Origin of the sequence: Polyangium fumosum, assembly GCF_005144585.1 — a bacterium.
GTDB classification, from domain to species: Bacteria; Myxococcota_A; Polyangia; order Polyangiales; family Polyangiaceae; genus Polyangium; species Polyangium fumosum.
Map to the genome: position 1 here is coordinate 44221 of NZ_SSMQ01000020.1, position 21127 is coordinate 65347.

The 21127-nt window shown below is 69.5% G+C and carries 14 protein-coding genes; 7 read left to right on the forward strand and 7 right to left on the reverse strand.

Annotated elements, in window-relative coordinates; translation table 11 throughout:
- The first annotated feature begins 20 nt into the window (after positions 1-20).
- From E8A74_RS20240 to E8A74_RS20250, 3 genes are all read left to right on the forward strand, one after another.
- Positions 21-1244 (forward strand): FHA domain-containing protein, encoded by a 1224-nt coding sequence (locus E8A74_RS20240; RefSeq protein WP_211365406.1) that lies wholly within the window; start codon positions 21-23, stop codon positions 1242-1244.
- Positions 1241-2542 carry a protein kinase domain-containing protein gene (locus E8A74_RS20245; RefSeq protein ID WP_136930678.1) on the forward strand — a complete coding sequence of 434 codons (1302 nt, stop codon included), beginning with the start codon at positions 1241-1243 and terminating at the stop codon, positions 2540-2542. The genes E8A74_RS20240 and E8A74_RS20245 overlap by 4 nt, the downstream gene beginning before the upstream one ends.
- 133 nt (positions 2543-2675) lie before the next feature.
- On the forward strand, positions 2676-6038 hold the full coding sequence (locus E8A74_RS20250) for a tetratricopeptide repeat protein (RefSeq protein WP_136930679.1): 3363 nt from the start codon (positions 2676-2678) through the stop codon (positions 6036-6038).
- 36 nt (positions 6039-6074) lie between these two features.
- Here E8A74_RS20250 and E8A74_RS20255 read toward each other — a convergent pair whose 3' ends face one another.
- Entirely contained in the window at positions 6075-8210 is a 2136-nt protein-coding gene (locus E8A74_RS20255; RefSeq protein ID WP_136930680.1) for a M3 family metallopeptidase, read from the reverse strand.
- A 61-nt stretch (positions 8211-8271) separates the two neighbouring features.
- On the opposite strand from E8A74_RS20255, the gene E8A74_RS20260 reads away from it, so the two are divergent.
- Complete coding sequence (locus E8A74_RS20260) at positions 8272-8568, forward strand: hypothetical protein (RefSeq protein ID WP_136930681.1); 297 nt, start codon at positions 8272-8274, stop codon at positions 8566-8568.
- A gap of 16 nt (positions 8569-8584) precedes the next feature.
- Here the strand turns inward: E8A74_RS20260 and pruA are convergent, their stop codons facing one another.
- Positions 8585-10216: an L-glutamate gamma-semialdehyde dehydrogenase gene (pruA, locus tag E8A74_RS20265; protein WP_136930682.1), complete on the reverse strand. Its 1632-nt coding sequence runs from the start codon at positions 10214-10216 to the stop codon at positions 8585-8587.
- 92 nt (positions 10217-10308) lie between these two features.
- Between pruA and E8A74_RS20270 the strand changes: the two genes are divergently transcribed.
- Positions 10309-11313 carry a DUF2804 domain-containing protein gene (locus E8A74_RS20270; RefSeq protein WP_136930683.1) on the forward strand — a complete coding sequence of 335 codons (1005 nt, stop codon included), beginning with the start codon at positions 10309-10311 and terminating at the stop codon, positions 11311-11313.
- A 33-nt stretch (positions 11314-11346) separates the two neighbouring features.
- Here the strand turns inward: E8A74_RS20270 and ligA are convergent, their stop codons facing one another.
- Together ligA and E8A74_RS20280 are read right to left on the reverse strand one after the other, a co-directional pair.
- Positions 11347-13311 carry an NAD-dependent DNA ligase LigA gene (gene ligA / locus E8A74_RS20275; RefSeq protein ID WP_136930684.1) on the reverse strand — a complete coding sequence of 655 codons (1965 nt, stop codon included), beginning with the start codon at positions 13309-13311 and terminating at the stop codon, positions 11347-11349.
- A gap of 31 nt (positions 13312-13342) precedes the next feature.
- On the reverse strand, positions 13343-13819 hold the full coding sequence (locus tag E8A74_RS20280) for an NUDIX hydrolase (protein WP_136930685.1): 477 nt from the start codon (positions 13817-13819) through the stop codon (positions 13343-13345).
- A gap of 121 nt (positions 13820-13940) precedes the next feature.
- On the opposite strand from E8A74_RS20280, the gene E8A74_RS20285 reads away from it, so the two are divergent.
- Positions 13941-14786 (forward strand): carbon-nitrogen hydrolase family protein, encoded by an 846-nt coding sequence (locus E8A74_RS20285; protein ID WP_136930686.1) that lies wholly within the window; start codon positions 13941-13943, stop codon positions 14784-14786.
- Between the two features lie 58 nt (positions 14787-14844).
- Entirely contained in the window at positions 14845-15291 is a 447-nt protein-coding gene (locus E8A74_RS20290; RefSeq protein WP_136930687.1) for a hypothetical protein, read from the forward strand.
- 457 nt (positions 15292-15748) lie between these two features.
- Here the strand turns inward: E8A74_RS20290 and E8A74_RS20295 are convergent, their stop codons facing one another.
- The 3 genes from E8A74_RS20295 to E8A74_RS20305 all read right to left on the reverse strand — a co-directional run bounded on the left by E8A74_RS20295 (position 15749) and on the right by E8A74_RS20305 (position 21076).
- Entirely contained in the window at positions 15749-16192 is a 444-nt protein-coding gene (locus E8A74_RS20295; RefSeq protein WP_170229247.1) for a helix-turn-helix domain-containing protein, read from the reverse strand.
- 519 nt (positions 16193-16711) lie between these two features.
- Entirely contained in the window at positions 16712-18646 is a 1935-nt protein-coding gene (locus tag E8A74_RS20300; protein ID WP_136930689.1) for a DNA gyrase/topoisomerase IV subunit B, read from the reverse strand.
- A gap of 3 nt (positions 18647-18649) precedes the next feature.
- Positions 18650-21076 carry a DNA gyrase/topoisomerase IV subunit A gene (locus E8A74_RS20305; protein ID WP_136930690.1) on the reverse strand — a complete coding sequence of 809 codons (2427 nt, stop codon included), beginning with the start codon at positions 21074-21076 and terminating at the stop codon, positions 18650-18652.
- Positions 21077-21127 lie beyond the last annotated feature (51 nt).

Sequence of the window (21127 nt, forward strand, 5' to 3'; positions counted from 1 at the left end):
CCGCGCTACCATGCCGCGCAGTGGGTCTCTTCGATCGCTTCCTGCGCTGGGGCGAGGGCCGACGAGCAAAAGACGCGCGCGCCCGGGAGCTCGCCGGTGATCTTGCTTCCGCGGCCACGCTGTACGTCGAGGCCGAGATGCCGGACGAAGCGGCGCGCGTGCTCTTGCTCCGCGCCGACGCCGAAGGCTCGGCCGAGCAACGGATCGCGTTCTGCGACGTCGCCGCGCGCACCGCGAAGAGCGAGGAGATCCAGAAACGCGCGCTCGGTCGCAAGGCGTTGCTGACGCTCGACGTGATCCGCGCCCGCGGCGGGGCTTCGTTGAAGAGCGAGCTCGGGCGCGTCGCCCGCGAGCTCGAAGGCGCAGGGCAGCTCGAACGCGCGGCCGAGCTCTACGCGGAGCTTGGCGACGCCGAGGCGGAGATCCGGGTGCTCACGGAGATGGGCGCGATCGAGAAGCTCGAAGAGCGCCTGAAGGCCTCGCATGCAGAGTCGCGCAAGGTCCGCGAGGTGACGGACGTGCGCAGGCGCGTGGCCGATCTCGACCGGACCGCGGAGCGTCGCGCCGCATTGGACGTCGCGCGGGCCGCGCTCGCGGAGCGAGACGACGACGTCGTGGCCGACGCCGCCCGTGCGATCCGAGCGCGCCTCGCGACAGGGCCGCTCGTTGATCTGGAGATCGGCGGGAAGCGCTTCCATGCGGCGCTCGGTGAGGAGGTGACGATCGGCCGCGGGGAAGCGACGATCCTCGTGGGCGCGCGGGCCGTGAGCCGCACGCACCTGCGCATCCGCCGGGAGGGGAATGCGATCTTCGTGGAGGATCTCGACACGCGGAACGGGACGATGCTCGCGGGCGCGCGGATCCAGGGCGTGATCCCGGTGGGTGAGGGGATTCGCCTGGAGCTCGGCGGCGAGGTGCCGTGCGGGATCGAGCGGCCGACGGCGTCGCTCGAGCGGGAGCTCGTGCCGGATGGCGTGGTCGTGACGATCGCGGGGACACGTTTCCTCGCGCCGCTCGGCCCGCTCGTGGTGGGCGCGCTGCACGTCGATCGGGTTGCACACGGCGACAACGGATTCGTGGTGCTGCGGACGCCGAGTGGTGCGCCGCGGCCGATCCTGGGCGAGTTCGAACTCGCCGCCGAGGTGGAGCTTTGCGTCGGCGACGAGATCCGCGCGCGTCGCGGCGGGCCCGTGGTGTTGCGCGTGGCCACGGCGAGCCGCGAAGGAAGCGGGAGCGGCGCGTGAGTTTGTGGCGGAAGATCAGGGGGCGGCTCTTCGGCGAGAGCGACGAGGCCACGAGCGAGGAGGCCCTTCGCGGAGCGGACGATCGCGCGACGGCTGCGCGTGCAGAGCCGCGCCGCGAGCCTGCGCGCGCCGACGTCGACGAAGCGTCTGCCGAGCTCGCGCAGCTCGCGCGTGTGGGCGCGCCGGATGGTCCGAGCGAGGAGCAAGCGATCCTGCTCCTGCGCAAGGCGCGCGGGACGGTGCGCGAGGCCGAAGCCGCGGCGCGTGTGCTCGAAGCCGCGGAGGACTACGCGGTGCCGGAGGCCGTGCGGCTCGCATGCGCGGACATCCTCGCGGCGCGCGGCGACGAGAAGGGCGCGCTCGATGCGCTGGCGAACGCGTCGAGCACGCCAGCGCTCTTGCTCGCGGCGGATCTCAACGCCTCGCTCGGCCAGCTTCCGCGCGCGCTCGGGACGATCGAGCGGGTGCTCGCGCGGAACATCGACACGCCGGGCGCGCGGGAGCGGCACACGCGATGGCGCGCGGCGCTCGGTGCAGCGCCTGGACCCGCGCGGCGGCTCGACGAGGCCACGGTGGTGACGGACGCCGGCGCGCGCGCGCCGTTCCGGCTCTTGCGTGAAGTCGCGCGCGGCGGCGCCGGGACCGTCTACGAGGCCGAGGACGAGCTGCTCGGCCGGCGCCTCGCGTTCAAGGTCTACCATCGACGTGGTCGCGACCGAGAGCACCTCGAACGGGAGGCGCGGCTCGCCGATCGGATGCGTGGGCCCGGCGTGATCCGCGTGCTCGACGCGGACCCAGACGAAGGATGGCTCGCGCTCGAGTGGATCCCGCGGGGATCGGTGCGCGACGTGCTCGCCCGGGGCGATCTCGCGGCGCTCGTCCCTATCGATCGCTGGGCGCTCCCGCTCGCTCGGGCGCTCGCGCGGCTCCACGCAGGAGGGTTCGTCCACGCGGATGTCAAGCCGGCGAACGTGCTCCTCCGGGACACCGGTGAGCCCTTGCTCGGCGACTTCGGCATCGCGCGGCCGCTCGGCGCCCGCGGGGAAGGGGGCAGCGCCGGATACGTCTCGCCCGAACGCATCGCCGGCCGGTCGAGCGACCCGCGCGACGACGTGTACGGCTACGGCCGCGTGCTCGAAGACGTGCTTCACAGGCTCGGGGAGCGGGGGATCGCCATGGAAGAGGCCGCGCGGTGGCGCGCGATCGCCGACGTGTGCATCGGCCCGGACGATCGGCGCCCGGCGAACGGCGCCGAGCTGGTCGGGCGTCTGCCCACGGCGCGGGCGAAGGTCTCGTGAGCCTCCCGCGCCCTTGCAGCCCAGGACACTGGAACCGGTGGACCACCAAGGCCTGTCGTTCGCTGCGCTCACCACGCCCGAGGCCTGGTAGATTCCCTGCTTCGATGAAGGCCCGCGGCCCGGGAGCAGCCTGATGCGCTTGGCGATCGTCGCGACGCCCTCGCTCCTCTCCGACATGCGCGCTCCGCCGGGCGCGCTCGACGGCGACATCCTGCGCTCGCGTCTCCCCCTGGACGACACGGCGTTCGAGGTCGTGGACATCGATCCCCACGTGGATCTCGCCGAGCAGCTCGACACGCTCTTCGAGCAGCGCAAGCCGGGGCCGGAGGACGAGCTCCTCTTCTACGTGTCGAGCCCCGTCGCGGTCTCGGTCGACGGCGAGTTCTTCCTATGCCTCGATCCCGAGAACCCGCAGACCGGCGACGCGCTCGCGGACGTGGTCGCCGTCTTTCAGGATCACGTGTCGGGTCCCGTGCTCTTCGTGCTCGAGTGCCGCCACGCGCCTGCGCCCGCCGATCCGTTCCGCAGCGCGACCGTCGTCGCCGCCGCGAAAGACGCCGTGAACCCGCAGCGCAGCGGGATCGAGTTGCTCATCGCGGCGCGGCCCTCGGCGCCCGGCGTCGAGGATCGACCGTCGCCGTTCACGCGCGCGCTCATCAACGCGTTCGACGACGCGGACGCGGAGACGGGCCTGCTCGCGCGGATGCTCTACGAGCGCATCAAGGAAGGGCTCGTCGGCGTGGTGCCGTGTTTCGCGCACGCGCGCGGCTGGACGCCGTTCGCGTTGATCCCGGTGCCCGTCGGCTCGACGATCTGGAAGGACGCGGGCGTGCCTGCGCTGGCAGACGCGCCCTCGACGCTCGACGCGGAGGCGCTGGCGCGCGGCGAGCGGCTCGAAGAGGTGACGCTCGAATCGGAGGCGGCCGAGGCGCTGCTCGGATCCCTCGGCAAGCCGCACGCGCGCTCGGTGCGCGTGGAGGCCGTCGAGCCGCCGCCGCTGCGGGAGGGCTCGCCGGAGAACATGCCGCAGAGCGTGGACGTCGTGCTCGACGACGCCGCGTTCGGCGAGCGCGGTCCCGTGACGACGTTGCGCTCGCGCATCCTGCCGAGCTCGACGGCGCCCGAGCCCGCGCCCGAGATCACGCAGGAGAGCACAACCGAGCCCGAACCCGAGCCCGCGCCTTCGATCGCACCCGAGCCTGCGCGGATCCTGCAGGCGAGTGAGCCTTCTGCGGCTTACGTGGCGACGACGTTGCCCGAGGATCGATCGTTCACGCGCCCCGAAGCGTCGGTCCCTCGCGTGATCATCCAGGAGCCGGTGCCTCCATCGGTCGCGCCAGCGACGACGCCGAGCCCGCAAGCCGAAGAAGTCTCGCCTGCGCCCGCGCCGCGCATCACCGTCGTGCCGGAGATCCCCGAGCCCGCGGCGACCACGGTCGCGTCGCCGCGTGTGTCCTCGCCGCCGCCCGTGCCGACCACGTCGCCGAACGCGTCGCCTGCGCCCGAGACGCCGCCGGCGGTGGAGACGTCGCCCGCGGTGCACCATCGCGACGTGGGCGATGCGATGCTCGCCGCCAAGGATCACGAGGGCGCGCTCGGCGAGTATCGCAAGGCGCTCGGCCACCTCGCGCCCGGCGACACGGAGGAGCGCGCCGAGCTCTACGTTCGCCTCGCGACCGCGAAGTGGGGGCAGGAGAAACGCAAGGAGGCGATCTCGAACCTCGACAAGGCGCTCACGCTCCGCCCCGAGTACCGCCCTGCGCTCGAAGCCCTCATCGTGCTCAACGTGACGGAGCGTGATTTCCGCGCCGTACACGCCGCCGAGGAGCGACTGCTCGCGACCCTCACGAGCGAGACGGAGCGCTTCGAGCACCTCATGGAGTTCGGCGATCGCTGGGAGAGCATCGGCTCCGATCCGGGCCGCGCGCGCGCCTCGTTCGAGCGGGCCCGCGACATTCGCCCCGAGGATCTCCTGGTCCTCGGGAAGCTGCGCCGCCTCTACGAGCACGCGAGCGAGATCGACAAGGTGATCGAGAGCCGCCGCCGCATCGCGGAGCTCACGCCGGTCCCGCGCGACCGCGCCGCGAGCTACCTGGAGCTCGCGACCTACTGCCAGGAGATCGAACGCGAGGAGCTCGCGATCGAGATGCTGGAGCTCGCGATCGACAGCGACTCCAGCATGATCGAACCGCTCGACACCCTCGCGCGCATCCTCTCGGAGCGGCAGGAGTGGAGCCAGCTCGAAGCGATCTACCGCCGCGCGCTTGCCCGCCTCGATCGGCTCCCCCAAGGCGAGCCGCGTCGCCGCGCGGCGTGGGAGATCGGGCGGCGCCTCGGTCTCCTCTTCCGAGATCACCTGGAGGATCCGCTCGTGGCGCTCGCTTACTTCGAGCGCTCGGTCGACGAGCGCCCCGAGGATCTCGGCGGCCACCTCGTCGTCGCGGATCTCGCACGCACGATCGGCCGGCATGAGCGCGCGCTCGTACACCTGCGCGACGCGGCGAAGCTCGATCCGCAGCGCGCCCAGTCGTACCACGACATCTTCGACGTCGCGCAGAAGCTCCGCCAGCCGGACGTGGCGTACACCGCCTCCGTGGTCACCGCGCACCTCGGCGTCGTCGAGTCGCGCGAGAAGTTCCTCTACGACGAGCACAAGCCGAACGGCGTGCCGCGTTTCCTGAGCGCGATGCCCACCGAAGGCTGGGATCTTTTGCGAGACGAGCGGAGAGACACGCTCACCGAAGGCGTGCTCGAAGCGATCGCGGGCGCCGCGATCGCCGCGCGGCTCGAACAACTCGAGAGCGATGGGCGGCTCCCGGCGCTGGATGCGTCGCAGAAGCAGGACCTCCAGCGCAGCACGATCTCGATCGTGCGCTCGTTCGCCTGGGGCAGCCATTTCCTCGGCGTGACGCCGCCCGACGTGTACGTGCGCGAGGACGCCGGCGTGAGCCTCGTGGCCATCCCCGCGACGGACGCCACGGTCCTCGCGGGCCAGCACGCGCTGCGCGGCCGCACGCTCGCGGAGCTCGCGTTCCTCGTGGGCCGGCACCTCACGTACCACGTGGGCCATCACCGGCTCCTGCTCTTCTACCCCTCGCTCGAAGAGCTCAGCGCGTGTTTCGTCAGCGCCATCGCGATCGCCCTGCCGGACGAGCCGATCCCCGCGAAGATCCGCGACGTGGTGCTCGCATTCAAGCCGCTCTTCGAAGCGCACCTCGACGACGAACAACGCAAGGCGCTGGAGGAAGCCGTCTCCGCGTTCGCCGCGGCAAACGTTCGTCCGGACCTACCCCGCTGGGCCGCGGCCGTGGAGCGATGCGCGACGCGCGCGGGTTACCTCCTCTGCGGCAGCCTCGACGTGGTCGCGACGCTCCTCCGCGCCGAGCCGCGTGGCGCGCTCGACGCGGAGACGAAGATCGCTGATCTGCTCGGATTCACGGTCTCCGAGGCACACAGCACGTTGCGCGAGTCGATGGGGATCTCGGTGCAGCCTTGAGGGACGCGGGGGCGCGCGGTGCGCCCCCTGCTCGCGTCACTCCTTGCCCTTGAGGTACGTGAAGTACGCGTCGTGGCTGGGAGCGCGGCCGAGGAAGCGCGAGATCATCGTCCGCTCGTCTTCACCGCCGCCCTTCGCCAGCACCTCGGTCCGCCAGGCGTCGGCCGTCGTCGTGTTGAGCAGGCCCTCCTTGCGGAAGCGCGTCAGCACGTCGCGCGAGAGGCTCAGCGCCCACTGGTAGCCGTAGTAGCCGGCGTCGTAGCCGATCAGGTGCCCGAAGCTCGACTGGAAGTGCGTCCCCTTCACGTAGGGGAACACGTCCACCTTGCCCTGCACCTCCTCCACCACCTTCGTCGTGTCGAACGGCGCCTTGCGAGCGTGGAGCTCTTGATCCAGCGAGGCGAGGAAGAGCTGCCGCTGCGTCCCGAGCGCGAGCCCGAACGTGCGCGCCTTCGTCATCGACGTGAAGAGCGCGTCCGGGATCTTCTCGCCCGTCTTGTAGTGCCGCGCGAACGTGTCGAGCACGTCGCGCGACCACGCCCACTCCTCGAACATCTGCGACGGCGCCTCCACGAAGTCGCGCACCGCGTTCGAGCCCGAGTACGACGCGAGCTCCGAGCGCGTGAGGAGCTGATGCAGCACGTGGCCGAACTCGTGGAAGAACGTCGTCACCTCCTCGTGCGACATCAGGCCCGGCTGGCTGCCCTCCGACTTCGGGAAGTTGCACACGAGCGCCGCCATCGGCTGCTGCCACGTCCCGTCGGGCAGGCGCTTCGCCGTGCGCACGCCGAACATCGCCGCGTGCTTGTACTTGTCGGCGCGCGCGTAGAGGTCGAGATAGAACTTCCCGATCTTCTCGCCCTTCGACCACACCTCGTACGCCGTCACGTCCGGGTGCCACGCCGCGGCCGGCACCTCGCGGTACTCGAGCCCGTACATCTTCGCGGTGGTGTCCATCAGACCCTTCTTCACCGCGCCGATCTCGAAGTACTCGGCGAGCGCTTGCGAGTCGAAGTTGTACTTGGCCTTCCGGACCTTGTCCTCGAGGTAGTACCGATCCGCCGGATAGAGCACGTCCGTCTTCTTTCCGCCGAGCCGCACGTGCTCCTTGCGCAGCTCCTCGAGCTCGACCTTCACCGGATCCTTCAGCGCGGCCGAGAGGTTGTCGAGGAACTCGCGCACGTTCTTCCGGCTCTTCGCCATGCGCGGCTCGATCGCGTAGTCCGCCCAGGTCTCGTAGCCGAGCAGCTTCGCCTTCTCGGTCCGCAGCGCGAGCAGCTCCTCCAGGAGCCGCACGTTCTGCTTGCCGCCGCGGTTCGTGAACTTCACGTAGAGCTCGAGCGCGAGCTTGCGGTTCTTCGCGTACGTGATGAACGGGAAGTAGTCCGGGTAGTCCGTCGAGATGCGGACCTTCTTCTTGTCGTTCGGCTTGTGGCTCGCGACGTACTCCTTGGGCAGCCCTTCGAGCTCCTTCTCGTCGACCTCGATCCACTCCGTCGAAGCGCCGATGTTCGACATGAACGCCTGGCCCTTCTTCGTGATCTCCGCGTTGAGCTCGCGCAGCCGCGCCTGCTTGTCCGCAGAGAGCTCGAGCCCGTTGCGCCGGAAATCGCGCAGCACATCCGCCAGCAGCCGCGCCCGCTCGCCTTCGAGCTTCTCGCCCTTCTTCGCGTAGGCCTGGATCACCGCGGCCACGTCCGCGTCGAGCCAGAGCGACGTCTGGAAGGCGTCCGTCTTCGGCTCACAGGCCTTCGCTGCCTCGCGCACGGCCGCGTCCGGGTGCGCGACGCCCATCAGGTACGGGAACTCTCCGGCGCTCGCGACCTCGAGGACGACGTCGTCGAAGCGACCCACCGTCGACGCGAACGTGAGCTTGTCCGCGGGTGCGCCCTTCAGCGCCTTGATGTCCTCGGCGAGGCCCTTCGCCTTCGCGAGGTGCTCATCACAGAGCTTGCGCGCGCCGTCCGGCGTCATGCCGAGCGCCACGGGATCAAACGCGGGCTTGGCCGCGGGCGCAGGCGGCGGATCCGCAGGCTTTTCCGTTGTCGTGGCGCCGCTCGTCTTCGGGGTGTCCGCGTCCGCGGTCGGGGGCGTCACGGGCTCGGGGGTGGATCCACCACAGGCGAGGAGGGCGAGGGCGAGCGAGACCAGGGCGAAGCTCGGGGTGCGCATCGGAGCGCCCGTATACCACTCGGCGCGCTCTGCCAAAACCCGCCTGCGTTATCCTCGACGCATGCGCCCTTCGACGCTCTTCGCCCTTCTCCTGACCTTCGTGATCTGCGCCTGCGGCGATCGTTCCCCCGAGGACAGTTGCGCCGTGGTTTGCCAGAAAAATGCGCTCTGCCAGCCCGGCGCGAGTGCGTCGCTCTGCACGTCGACTTGCCTCGAGCTCGCGGCCGACGACGCGGCCTACGCCGCGTCCCTCTCCGACCAGGCCGACTGTTACGAGGAGCAAGCCGAGTACTACGAGGAGGAGAAGGGCGTGTGCGTCGCCCTCGAGGGCGGCGCTTGTCGGGCCACGCCGGAGTGACGCAGAGGCGCCCGCGTCAAGGCTCGGACTGGAACGGGTAGGGCACGGCGCGCGGCGGCTCGAAGCTCTCTTTGATCACGCGCGGCGACGTCCAGCGCAGCAGGTTCAGCACGCTGCCCGCCTTGTCGTTCGTCCCCGAGGCGCGCCCGCCGCCGAACGGCTGCTGCCCGACCACGGCGCCCGTGGGTTTGTCGTTCACGTAGAAGTTCCCCGCCGCGTGGCGCAGCGCGGTGCTGGCCTTCTCGATGAACGCCCGATCACGAGCGAACACTGCGCCCGTCAACGCGTACGGGCTCGTCTCGTCGCAGAGCGCGAGCGCCTCGTCTTCCTTGCCGTTCTCGTAAGGCCACACCGTCAGCACGGGGCCGAAGAGCTCGGTCTCCATCAGCGTATGCTTCGGATCGTCGGTCTCCATCACCGTCGGCTCGATGAAGAAGCCCTCCGTGTCGCTCCACTCGCCGCCGCAGATGAGCCGCGCGTGCCCGCCGCGACGCGCCTCTTCCACGGCGCTCGTGATCCGCGCGTAGGCGCGACCGTCGATCACCGCGCCCATGAAGTTGCGGAAGTCCGCCACGTCGCCGACGCGGATCATCCGCGTGAGCTCCACGATCCGTTCCTTCAGCGCCGGCCACATCGACTTCGGCACGTACGCGCGGGACGCAGCCGAGCACTTTTGTCCCTGGTACTCGAACGCGCCGCGCACGAGCGCGACCGCGAGCGCCGTCGGATCCGCGCTCGCGTGGGCGAAGACAAAATCTTTCCCGCCCGTCTCGCCCACGAGCCGCGGGTACGTCCGGTACCGATCGATGTTCTCGCCGACCTTGCGCCACATCCAGCGGAACACCGGCGTCGAGCCCGTGAAGTGCACACCTGCGAGGCTCGGGTGCTCCAGGGCCGCCGTCGCCATCTCCGCCGGATCGCCCATCACGAGGTTGATCACGCCGTCGGGCAGCCCCGCCTCGCGCAAGAGCGTCATGATCCAGTGCGCGGAGAGCAGCGCGTTCGCCGACGGCTTCCACACGACCGTGTTGCCCATGATCGCGGGCGCCGCAGGCAGGTTCGCCGCGATGGCCGTGAAGTTGAACGGCGTCGCCGCGAAGACGAACCCTTCGAGCGGACGCGGCTCCATCACGTTCCACGTCCCGGGCGAGCTCTGCGGCTGCTCCGTCGCGATCTGCCGCGCGTAGGCCACGTTGAAGCGCAAGAAATCGATGAGCTCGCAGGCCGCGTCGATCTCGGCCTGATGCGCCGTCTTGCTCTGCCCGAGCATCGTCGCCGCGTTGAGCAACGGCCGGTACCGCGTCGCGAGCAGCTCCGCCGCGCGCAGGAACACCGCTGCGCGCGCCGTCCACGGCATCTCGCCCCACATCTTCGACGCGGCGAGCGCGGCGTCGATCGCGTCGGCCATGTCCGTGCGATTTCCGTCGTGCGCACGCGCGAGGAGCAGGCTCCGCTTGTGCGGCGCGCGCACCTCGGTGAGGCGGCCCGAGAACACGTTGTTTGCGCCGATCACCATCGGGATCTCGATCGTCTCGCCGGACATGCGCGCGAGTGCGGCCTTGAGCTCCGCGCGTTCGGTCGTCCCGGGCGCGTAGGAACGCACCGGTTCGTTGACGGGATGGGGCGTGTTCACGATCGCGGCCTGCATGGCGCGCGAGTCTACCACCGCGATCCGCGGGGGCGCTCCCGCGCCGTGCACAGGGCCGTGCCGTCTTCCCAGGGCTCGCTATTCTCCCGTGGATGCAGATCCACCGGACTCCGCCCGAAGCGATCCTCGACCCGACCACCCAGCGGCCCCGGTTCGGCACGTACGAAGGGGGTCTGCCGCCCGTCGCCTTCGGGGCCGCGGCGAAGAACCCGCTCACCCGCGTGCGCCGCGAAAAGCGCTGGTTTTACGTGGCGATCGCCTCCGACGAGCTCATCTGCGCCGTCGCGATCATCCGCCTCGGCTACGCCGCCAACGCCTTTGCCTTCGTCGTCGATCGACGCGAGGGCCGCGCCCTGGTCGACGAGACCACGAAGGGCCCGCCTTTCAGCGCCTTCATCGGCGACAGCGGCGGCGAAGGCTGCCTCGCCTCCTACCACCTCGGCGCCAATCACCTCTCCGTCTCGCGACCGGTCGGACAGAGCGATTACGCCATTGACGTACGCATGCAGGGCCTCGAACTTCAGGCGCGGCTCGGCACCTCGAAGGCGCCGCCTGCGCTGGGGGTGGTCGCAGCGCTCCGGGAGGGCCTCTTCTCGACGACGGAGAAACGCGCGCTCCTCTCGGTGAACGGCTCGCTCGTCGCGGCGGGCCGCAAGTTCTCGCTCGACGGAGCGCTCGCCGGGTACGACTTCACGGCGGGCCTGCTCGAACGGCACACCGCGTGGCGATGGGGTTTTGGTCTCGGTCGCACCGCCGAGGGCAAACCCATCGCGTTGAACCTCACCGAGGGGTTCGTCGGGGATCGCGAGTGCGTCGCGTGGATCGACGGCGAGGTCGTGCCCCTCTCGGGTGTTCGTTTTTCGTTTGACCGCGAACGACCTCTGTCGAGCTGGCAGGTCCGCGCGCCCGACGAGCGCGTCGATCTCACCTTCACGCCGAGCGGCCTCCACACCGAGCGCCACGACCTCGGGATCGTCCGCTCGCGTTTCCTTCAGCTCGCGGGCGAGTTTTCGGGGCGGATCCTCGTGCCGGGGCGCGAGCCGATCACCCTCGATCGGCTCGCCGGGGTCACTGAGGATCAGGACACGTACTGGTGAGGGGAGGGGAGCGGGGCGTGGGCGTGATCGAGGTCAGGAGACCGTCACGCCCTTGTCTTGGATGAGCTTGAAGAAGCCGGCCTCGTCGAGGAGCACGGTCCCGTACTTCTTCGCCTTCTGCGCCTTGCTCGACGTCGAGTCCGCCTCGGCGCTCACGAGGTAGTTGAGCTCCTTCGTCACGCCCGAGAGCACGCGCCCGCCGTTCGCCTCCACGAGGTTCGTCATCTCGCCGCGCGGACGGCTCAGCGCGCCCGTGAAGCAGAACGACATCCCCGCGAGCGGCCCTTCCTGCTCCTGCGTCACGGGCACGATGCCCTGCGCGATCAGCCGCTCGATCTCGGCTTTGCGGCCCTGCAGCCCGCGCACGATCATGCCGGCCTTGATCGGGCCGAGCCCCGAGATCCCCGCGAGCTCCTGCTCCGTCGCCGCGAGCAATTTTTCGATCGTCGTGTAGCCCGACGCCACGAGCAGCCGCGCGGTTTGGATCGCAAATCCCTCGATGCCGAGCGCCGCCAGGAACACGGGAAGCGTCAGCGGCAGCCGGCTCGTGAGCTCGTCGAGCACCTTCTTCGCGATCTTGTCGCCGCGCCGTTCGAGGTCGGCGATCTGCTTCGGCTTCAGCTTGTAGAGATCGCCCGGCTCCTTCACGAGCTTCGCCTCGACGAGCTGCTCGATCAGCTTGTCGCCCCACTCGAGCGCGCCGATCGCGTCGATCCAGTTGTGGATCCGGCCCTCGACGAGCGCCGGGCACGCCTGGTTGCGGCAGAGCAGGTACTCGCCGCTCGTCACGAGCTCGGCCGAACAGCGGCGGCAGCGCGTCGGCGGCTGCTCCGTCTTGCCGCCCTTCTCGACCACCTCTTCGACGTACGGGATCACGTCGTTCCGGCGCGAGACCAGGACCTCGTCGCCCACGCCGATCCCGAGCGCGCGCACGTTGCCTACGTTGTGCAGGCTCGCGCGCTGCACCGTCGCGCCCGCGAGCTCCACCGGCTCCACGATCGCCACCGGCGTCACGCGCCCGCTCGGGCCCGTGTCCCAGAGGATCTCCACCACCTTCGACACCTTCGCTTGCGACGCGAACTTGAACGCGGTCGCGCCGCGGGGCCTCCGGTTCACCTCGCCGAGCAAGGTCTGCGCGGCCGTCGAGTTCGCGCGCACCACGAGCCCGTCGATCTCGTAGTCGAGCCCCGCGCGGATCTCCGACGCGTACTTCCGGTAGATCCCGAGCACGTCCTTCAGCGTGCCCTTCGCGGTCCAGGGCGTGCCGAAGCCCTGCTTGCGCAGGAACGTGATCTTCTGCTCCTCGGTCGTGACGTCGAGGTGATCGGCGAGGTCGTAGAACAGCACCGTCAGGTGCTCGCAGCCCTGGCCGTCGAAGCGCTTCGACGTCCCGGCGGCGGCGTTGCGCGGGTTCGCCACGCCCGGGAACGACTTCTTCATGTCCGACAGCTTGAGGATGATCTCGCCGCGCACGCTGAGCGTGAGTTTTTCCTTCAGCTTCTGCGGCACGCCGCGCATGCGGGCCACGTTCGGCGAGATACGCTCGCCCATGATCCCATCGCCGCGCGTGATCGCGTCGGCGTACTTGCCGTCGCGGTAGATCACCTCGATCGAGATCCCGTCGAGCTTCTCCGCGACGAAGAGATCGTCCGAGATCGCCTTGCCGCCTTCCTTCACGACGAGCTCGTCGCAGCGCGCGGCCCAGGCTTCGAGTTCGGCCTCGTTCACGACCTTGTTCAGCGAGCCCATGGGGATCTCGTGCCGAGCTTTTTCCCACTCGGTCACGGCCACCGGCGTGCCGACGCGCGCCAGCACCGGGTGCGTCGGATCGAGATCCCGCAGCTCGTCTTCGAGCGCGTCGTAGGCGGCGTCCGAGATGTCGGGTTTGCCGGCGTAGTAGCTCGCGCGGTAGCGCTCGATGCGCTCGGCGAGCTCGTCGATCCGCGCTCGCACGGCCGGATCCGGCTGTTTGTCCCAGCCGTGGTGCAGGTGCGTCATCCTCGTGTCCTCCCTCAAGTCGCCTCGAACGTCACTCGAACACCACCTCGCCGCGTCGCGCGGCGGCGAGCATGTCGTCCATCCCCATCGCCAGCGGCGCGGGCAGATCCTCGTCGCGGAAGAGCCGCGCCTCGCGGATCTCCAGCCGGTTCTTCGGCGGCCGGCTCGGCTCGGCCACGCGCGCGGTCACCACGATCGTCACCGCGTGAAACCGGATGTCGCGATCCGGCCGCGAGAACACGCCCACGATCGGGCCAATCGTCACGTCGTCGACCCCGGCCTCTTCGTCGAGCTCGCGCACGACCGTCGTCCGCAAGGTCTCGCCCCACTCGACCGTGCCGCCGGGCAGCGCCCAGGTCCCCGTATCGGCGCGGCGGATGAGCAGCCACCTCCCGTCATCCGTCCGGGCAGCCACGGCGACGCCGACCACGGGCCTTTTGAGGAGGTGCCGCACGATCTCTTGCGCCACGCCGAGAATTGACCGCGGCAGGTACGAGAGGGGCCCCATGCGGCGCGCAGAATAGCGGCCCATCCGAGGTCGGGAAGGGGCATGCGTGGGCCCTGGTCGATTTCAGTGGACGAACCTCATGTTCGACACGCTACGCCCTGCGCGAGGTAGGCTTCCCCGCATGCGTGAGCCTCTTGTTGCCGCGGCCGTGCAGATGAACAGCCAGGCGGACCTCGCCGAGAACCTCGGCCGGGCCGGGCGCCTCGTGGCCGAAGCTGCCTCACGCGGCGCGAAGGTCGTGGTCTTGCCCGAGAACTTCGCGTTCATGGGCGGGGATGACGACGAGCGGCTGCGCGTCGCCGAGGATCTCGACGCCAAGGACGGCGGCCGGATCCGCGCATTCCTCGCGGAAAACGCCACGAAACACGGCGTCTGGATGCTCGCGGGCGGCCTCCCCGAGCGCTCGTCCGATCCGAAGCGCGTCCACAACACCTTCGCCGCAGTCGCGCCCTCGGGCGAGATCGTGGCGCGGTACCGCAAGATCCACATGTTCGACGTCGAGGTCGGCGATGGCCAGCGCTACCGCGAGTCGGCCTCGTGCATGCCGGGCGACGAGCCCATCGTCGTCGACGTCGCGGGCACGCGGATCGGCCTCTCGATCTGTTACGACCTGCGCTTCCCCGAGCTGTACCGCGAGCTCGTCGCGCGCGGCGCCGAGGTGCTCGTCGTGCCAGCGGCGTTCACGCTCGCGACGGGGAAGGATCACTGGCACGTGCTCCTGCGCGCGCGGGCGATCGAGGCGCAGTGTTACGTGATCGCGGCGGCGCAATGGGGGAGCCATCCGAAGGGGCGCAAGACGTACGGGAAGTCGTGCATCGTGGACCCTTGGGGGGAGGTCGTGGCGCAGGCTTCGGAGGGGGAGGGGATCGTCGTCGGCACGCTCGATCCGGCGTACCTCGCGCACGTCCGGGCGAGCTTGCCGTCGCTCCAGCACCAGCGGATCGGGGTCTGTTCCCGGCGGGCTTGAGGTGACTCCCAAAGTCGGCGTACCTTCCTGGATCGTGGGACGTTTTCGCCTTGGGATCATGTTCGTGCCGCTCCTCGTGGGCTGCGCAGGGGGCAGTGGGCAGGCCGTGGAAGGGCCAGCGACGGGCGCGGCGATCGAGGCGGACAAACCCGCCGAGCCCGAGCTCGTGGGCGTGAAGAAGAAGCTTCAGGGGACGTGGGAGATCGTGCGGTACACGTCGGATCACCCGATCCCGAACGAGGCGATGCCGCTCATGGCGGACCTGTTCGAGTCGCTGCGCATCGGGTTCGACAAGGATGCGCAGAGCGTGCGGACCTCGAAGACGCCCGACGAAAGCGCGCCGTATCAGGTGGATGGCGAGTCCGGCGACGCCTTCACGCTTCGAGCGAGCGGAGGCATGTTCGACGGCGCGAAATGCCGGTTTCTCGGCGCGGACGAGTGGGAAGTCACAGATCGCGGCAAGACCTGGCCCGGCGTCAGCGTCCTCCGTCGCGCAGCCCGCTGAGGCCGCGACACGCGCTCCGCAGAGCGGATCCAGAGCCGCGTCTCGTCGTCCGCGCACGCCCTGCGCGGGGCTCTGCCCCGCACCCCGGAAGGGGGCTGTCCGCCCCCTTCACCCCGGACCAGGCACGGCCTGGACCGAGGTTGGAAGAACTGCGCTCCGCGCAGTTCTTCCAACGGGCCCGTGGAAAGACCATGAAGGTGCGTCTCGATCTGGCGACGGGGCCGTTGCCGGTTGAGCCGTCAGCGCTGCCGTCTCGATGGGCAAGGTCGCCTGTGGTCTTGACCCTGGCTGTTCGATGAGCTGCGCGGAGCGCAGTTCATCGACCCTGTGTCCAGCGCTTGCGCTGGTTCGGGTCCAGGGGTGAACAACCCCTGGTCGGGTCCGGGGTGAAACCCCGGCGCTACGTTGTACTGGGAGGAGGGGGGCCGGGGGAAAACCCGGGTCGAGCCGACTTGGCTCAGCGCTTCGACAGCAGGGCACGCAGCTCGGCGGGCCTGCGGAAGCCGATGCGGCGGGCGACGTCGCCTTCGCTCATGCCTTCGGTGAGCAGCTCGCGGGCTTTTTGGGCGCGCACCTCATCGTAGAAGACGTGAGGGGAGCGACCGAAGGCGGCGCGGAACTGCCGGGCGAAGTGGAACTCGGACAGGTCGAGGTCGAGGGCGACCTCGTACGAGCGGATTCGTTGACCGGCTTCTGCGGCGGCCCGAATGCGCTCGCGGGCAACGCGCATGCGCTCGGGCGTGCTCTTCGGGATGATTTGTGAAGGCTGCGGAGCGGGGATCTTCGGCAGCGTTTGGGTGATGGGGGCCTGGCGAACCGCAAATGGCGGCATATGCGAGGCCGAGGGCATACGGGCGGCGGAGGGTGCGTCCAGCATCGTCAAAGAAAGCGCATCGCTCACGGGAACCTCTCCTTGCCACGGGGACTCTCGCCGCTGCATGCGGCGCCGTGACGGCAACTCGACGTTCTGCCTTTGCAACCCTCGGGCCGAAGGTCGTCAGGGGGGGTATCTGGTATCTGAATTTACCATACAGGCATACCAATCTCGGATGCGCATAACGACACATGTGGGACTGGACGCGTGTTTTCGTGGTGACCTGAAACGCAAATGTGCCGGGATTTTGCGCAGATCTGGCGGATTTTTGGCGGCGTGACCGGGACTGCCGAGCATCGTTCCGACCCTTGCGGGTCTTGGCGCTCGGGCCTAACCCTGCGTATGAGCGGGGGGATCTCGTGTTGCGCCGAGTCTGCTCAACTCGCGCAGGTTCGGCTCCGGATGACCGTCGCTGCGGTTCGACGGTGGGGCGAGGATTGCGCAAGTGACGCGCGCGCGTGATCCCGGACGCACGGGGGGGTGCGTGGGGACGAACCGCGGAGATGTGGGGGGAGGGGGGCGGGCAGGGGCGGGGAAGCCCCGGGATCAGACGTCGATTTCGGCGCTCTGGGCTCGGTCCATGATGAACCGGAAGCGGGCCGAGGCGTCTTTGCCCATGAGCTCGTTCAGGATGCGATCGGTCTCGAGCTCGCCTTCGATGATCACGCGCAGGGCGCGGCGGCGGCGCGGGTCGAGCGTCGTGGATTTGAGGTCCTCGGCGGGCATCTCGCCGAGGCCCTTGAAGCGGGAGATCTCCGCTTTGTGGCCCTTGGGCAGCTTGACGAGGATGCGGTCACGCTCCTTCTCGTCGAGGGCCCAGTGCGTCTCCTTGCCCGCGTCGATCCGGAAGAGCGGAGGTTGCGCGAGGTAGACGTGGCCGCCGCGGATGAGGCCTGGCAGGTGGCGGTAGAAGAACGTCAGGAGCAGCGTGGCGATGTGCTGGCCGTCGCTGTCGGCGTCCATCAGCAGGAAGATTCGGCCGTAACGGAGCTTCGAGGCGTCGAAGTCCTTGCCGAAGCCGCAGCCGAGCGCGCTGACGATGTCCTGAAGCTCCTTGTTCGAGAGCACCTTCGACGTCGAGGCTTGCTCGGCGTTCAGCACCTTGCCGCGCAGGGGCAGGATCGCCTGTGTGCGCCGGTCGCGGCCCTGCTTGGCGGAGCCGCCTGCGCTGTCGCCCTCGACGATGAAGAGCTCGCTCTCGTTCGGGTCGGTGGAGCTGCAGTCGGCGAGCTTGCCGGGCAGGTTCAGGCGGTGCGAGACGGCCGTCTTGCGGACGACCTGCTGCGTCGCCTCGCGGCGGGCTTCGCGAGCGCGGGCGGCCAGGATCGAGCGCATCACGATCGCCTCGCCGGCCGTGCCGTTCTCGAGCAGCCATTGCTCGAGCGCGGGGCGCACGATGCCTTCGACGGCGGGGCCGGCCTCGGCGTTGTTCAGCCGATCCTTCGTTTGCCCCTGGAACTGCGGCTCCTGGATGTAGATCGACAGGAGGCCGACGATGCCCTCGCGGATGTCCTCGGCCGTGAGCGTAACGCCCTTCGGCTGGATCTTCTTCGCCTCGATGAAGGCGCGTACGGCCTTCACGATTGCGGTGTTGAAGCCGCTCTCGTGCGAGCCGCCCGAGTGCGTCGGGATGCCGTTCACATAGGAGCGCACCGACTCTTCGGGCGACTCGGTCCAGAGCAGCGCGGCTTCGAGCCGGATGTCGCCGTCCTTCGCGACGTGAAACATCGACGCGTGCACCGCGGGCTTGCCCCGCTGCGTGACGAGCTTCGGCAGGTAGTCGACGATCCCGTTCGGGTGCACGAGCTCGACGGTCTCGCCCGTCGCCTGATCCTTGAAGACGATGAGCAAGCCGCCGTGCAGGTAGGCCTTCGCTTCGAGGCGCTCGCGGACGGTGTCCGCGTCGAACGATGCTTTGTCCCCAAAGATTTCGGGGTCGGGGCGGAAGTGCAGGACGGTCCCGTGCTTGCGGGTCGCGGCGCCGCGCTTGAGCTTGCCCGTCGGGATGCCTCGGCTGAAGGCCTGCATGTGCTCGAAGCCGTCGCGGAGGACCTTCACGTTGAGCTCGACGGAGAGCGCGTTCACCACGCTCGAACCCACGCCGTGCAGGCCGCCGGAGACCTTGTAGTTCGAGCTCGCGAACTTGCCGCCGGCGTGCAGCGTGCAGAGGATGAGCTCGAGCGCAGGGCGGTTGTACTTCGGGTGGACGTCGATCGGGAAGCCGCGGCCGTCATCGCCGATCGTCGCGCCGCGCCGATCGGCGTCGAGCGTCACCTCGATGCGCTTGGCGTGGCCGTTGATCGCCTCGTCGACCGCGTTGTCGACGATCTCCCAGAGCAGGTGGTGGTAGCCGCGCGTGTCGGTCCCGCCGATGTACATCGCGGGGCGCTTGCGCACCGGTTCGAGGCCTTCGAGGACCTCGATGTCCTTCGCGGTGTAGCGCGATCCGGAGGCGGGCTGCGGGGGAGCGGTCGTTGCCATGGATCAGCTCTCCTCCTCGGGTTTGCCGAGGACGGGCGTCGCGACGGGGGGCGGGACGAGCCGGACGATGCGGTCCTTCTTTGCAGGGAAGCACTGGCGGCCGAACTCGCCGCGCGCTCCGCGCATCTTCTCCGCGTTCTCACGGAGGAGCTTGCCTTTCTCGTTCTCGACCTCGATGAGATCGTCGAGCGACGCGCCGACCAAGCGTTCGCCCTCGTCGAGCTTCATCACGGTCGAGCCCTTGCCCGCGCCGGAGAGGACGCCGATCTCCTCGACGGGCACGCCGAGCGCGAAGCCGTTCGCCGCGATGAGCGCGACGAGGCCTTGGGAGGGGGGCAGCAGGACCGCGAGCACCTCGTCGTTCTCGCCGAGCTTCGCGAACTTGCGGCCGGCGCGCGTGCTCGGCTCACGGTGCTGCCGGAGCGAGAAGCGGAAGCCGAGGCCGCCGCGGGTGAGCGCGAGCGCGAAGGGCGGCTCGGGTTCGACGGCCCCTTCCGTCGGGGCGCGGAGCTCCTCGCCGAGGGCGCGCGGATCGAGCGACATCATCGCCACCATTCGCTCGCCGTCCGCCATCTTGAAGAGCTTCTGGACCGGATCGCCGTAGCCCGTCGAGGGCGGGATGTCGTGGATGCGGCAGACGTAGCAGACGCCGAGGGTCGAGAAGAACGCGACGGCCGAGCGCGTCGAGCCTGCGACCGCGGCGAGCACGGAGTCTCCCTCGCGGAGCCGCGTCTGCGCAGGATCCTTGAGCTCGCGCTGCCGTTTGACCCAGCCCTGCGCGGAGAGGATCACGTTCGCATCTTCCGCGACGATGAAGTCCTCGGCCTGGAACTCCGGCTCGTCGACCGCGCCCATGATCTTCGTGCGGCGGCGATCGCCGTACTTCTCCTTCATCTGCGCGAGCTCGTCGCGCACGAGGTCCCAGCGCCGCGTGTCGCTCTTGAGCAGCGCGTCGAGGCGCTTTGCCTCGGCGCGTTTGTCCGCGAGCTCCTTGCGCACGACCTGGATTTCCAGCCGCGCGAGCCGGTAGAGGCGGAGCTCCAGGATCGCGTCCGTCTGCTCCTCCGAGAGGTTGAAGCGCTTGATCAGCTTGCCCGCGGCGTCCGCCTTGCCGTCGCTCTTGCGGATGATCGCGATCACCTCGTCGAGCGCGTCGAAGACGATCTCGAGGCCTTCGAGGACGTGGATGCGCGCCTTGAGCTCGCCGAGGTCGAACTCCAGCCGCCGCGTCACCGTCGAGTACCGGAACGTCAGGAACTGGTTCAGGATCTCGTCGAGCCCGAGGCGCTTCGGCGCGGCGACCTCGGGGTTGTCCGTGGGCACGAGGCAGGTGAGGTTCACCGGCACGTGCACCGCGAGCGGCGTGTTCTTGTAGAGGTACGCCATCACGAGCTGCGGATCCGTCCCGCGCTTCGTCTCCAGCACGATGCGCACGAGGTCTGTCGACTCGTCGCGCACGTCGAGCAGCGGCGGCAGCTTCTTCGAGAGGATCACTTCGGCGATCTTCTCGACGATCGCCTTGCGCTCGACGCCGTACGGGATCGACGTGACCACGAGGAACGAGGGACCCCGCTTCGTGTCGTCCTCTTCGATCTTCCACTCGCCGCGCAGCTTCAGCGAGCCCTGGCCCGTCGTGTAGACCGCCTCGAGCTCCTCCTTCGTCGCGTGGAGCTGTCCGCCCGTCGGGAAGTCCGGGCCCTTGATCTTCTTCAAGAGCCGGCTCACCGGCAGATCCCGCTGGTTCGACAGCTCGATGCAGGCGTCGAGCACCTCCATCAGGTTGTGCGGCGGGATGCTCGTCGCCATGCCGACGGCGATGCCCTGCGAGCCGTTCACGAGCAGGTTCGGGAAGCGCGCCGGCAGGATGATCGGCTCGCTCTTCGTGCCGTCGTAGTTCGGCCGCCACTCCACGGTGCGCTTGCCGAGCTCGCCGAGCAGCTCGATCGCGAGCGGCCGCAGCTTCGCTTCGGTGTAGCGCATCGCGGCGGGTGCATCGCCGTCGATCGAGCCGAAGTTGCCGTGGCCCGCGACGAGCGGCGCGCGCATCACGAAGTCCTGCGCGAGCCGGACCATCGCGTCGTAGATCGCGGTGTCGCCGTGCGGGTGGTACTTACCCATCACGTCACCGACCACGGCCGCGCTCTTGCGGAAGCGCCCGTCGGGGGAGAGGTGCAGGTCGTGCAGCATCGCGTAGAGGATGCGGCGCTGCACCGGCTTCAGGCCGTCGCGCACGTCGGGGAGCGCGCGCGACGTGATGACGCTCAGCGCGTAGTTCAGGTACTTGCGCTGCGCCTCTTCCGCGAGTGACGTGTCGGGCACCGGGGGCGGCGGCGGCGGCTCGCTCCCGCCCGGTGTCTTGGGGGCGCGCCGAGGCCTCTTCGGACCACCCTCGCCATCGAGGGGAAACGGGACCTGCTGAGCAGGGGGCACGGGCGTTATCTCCAGGGTAGGGAGGCCACGCGCCGCCGCCTCGGCTAGCGC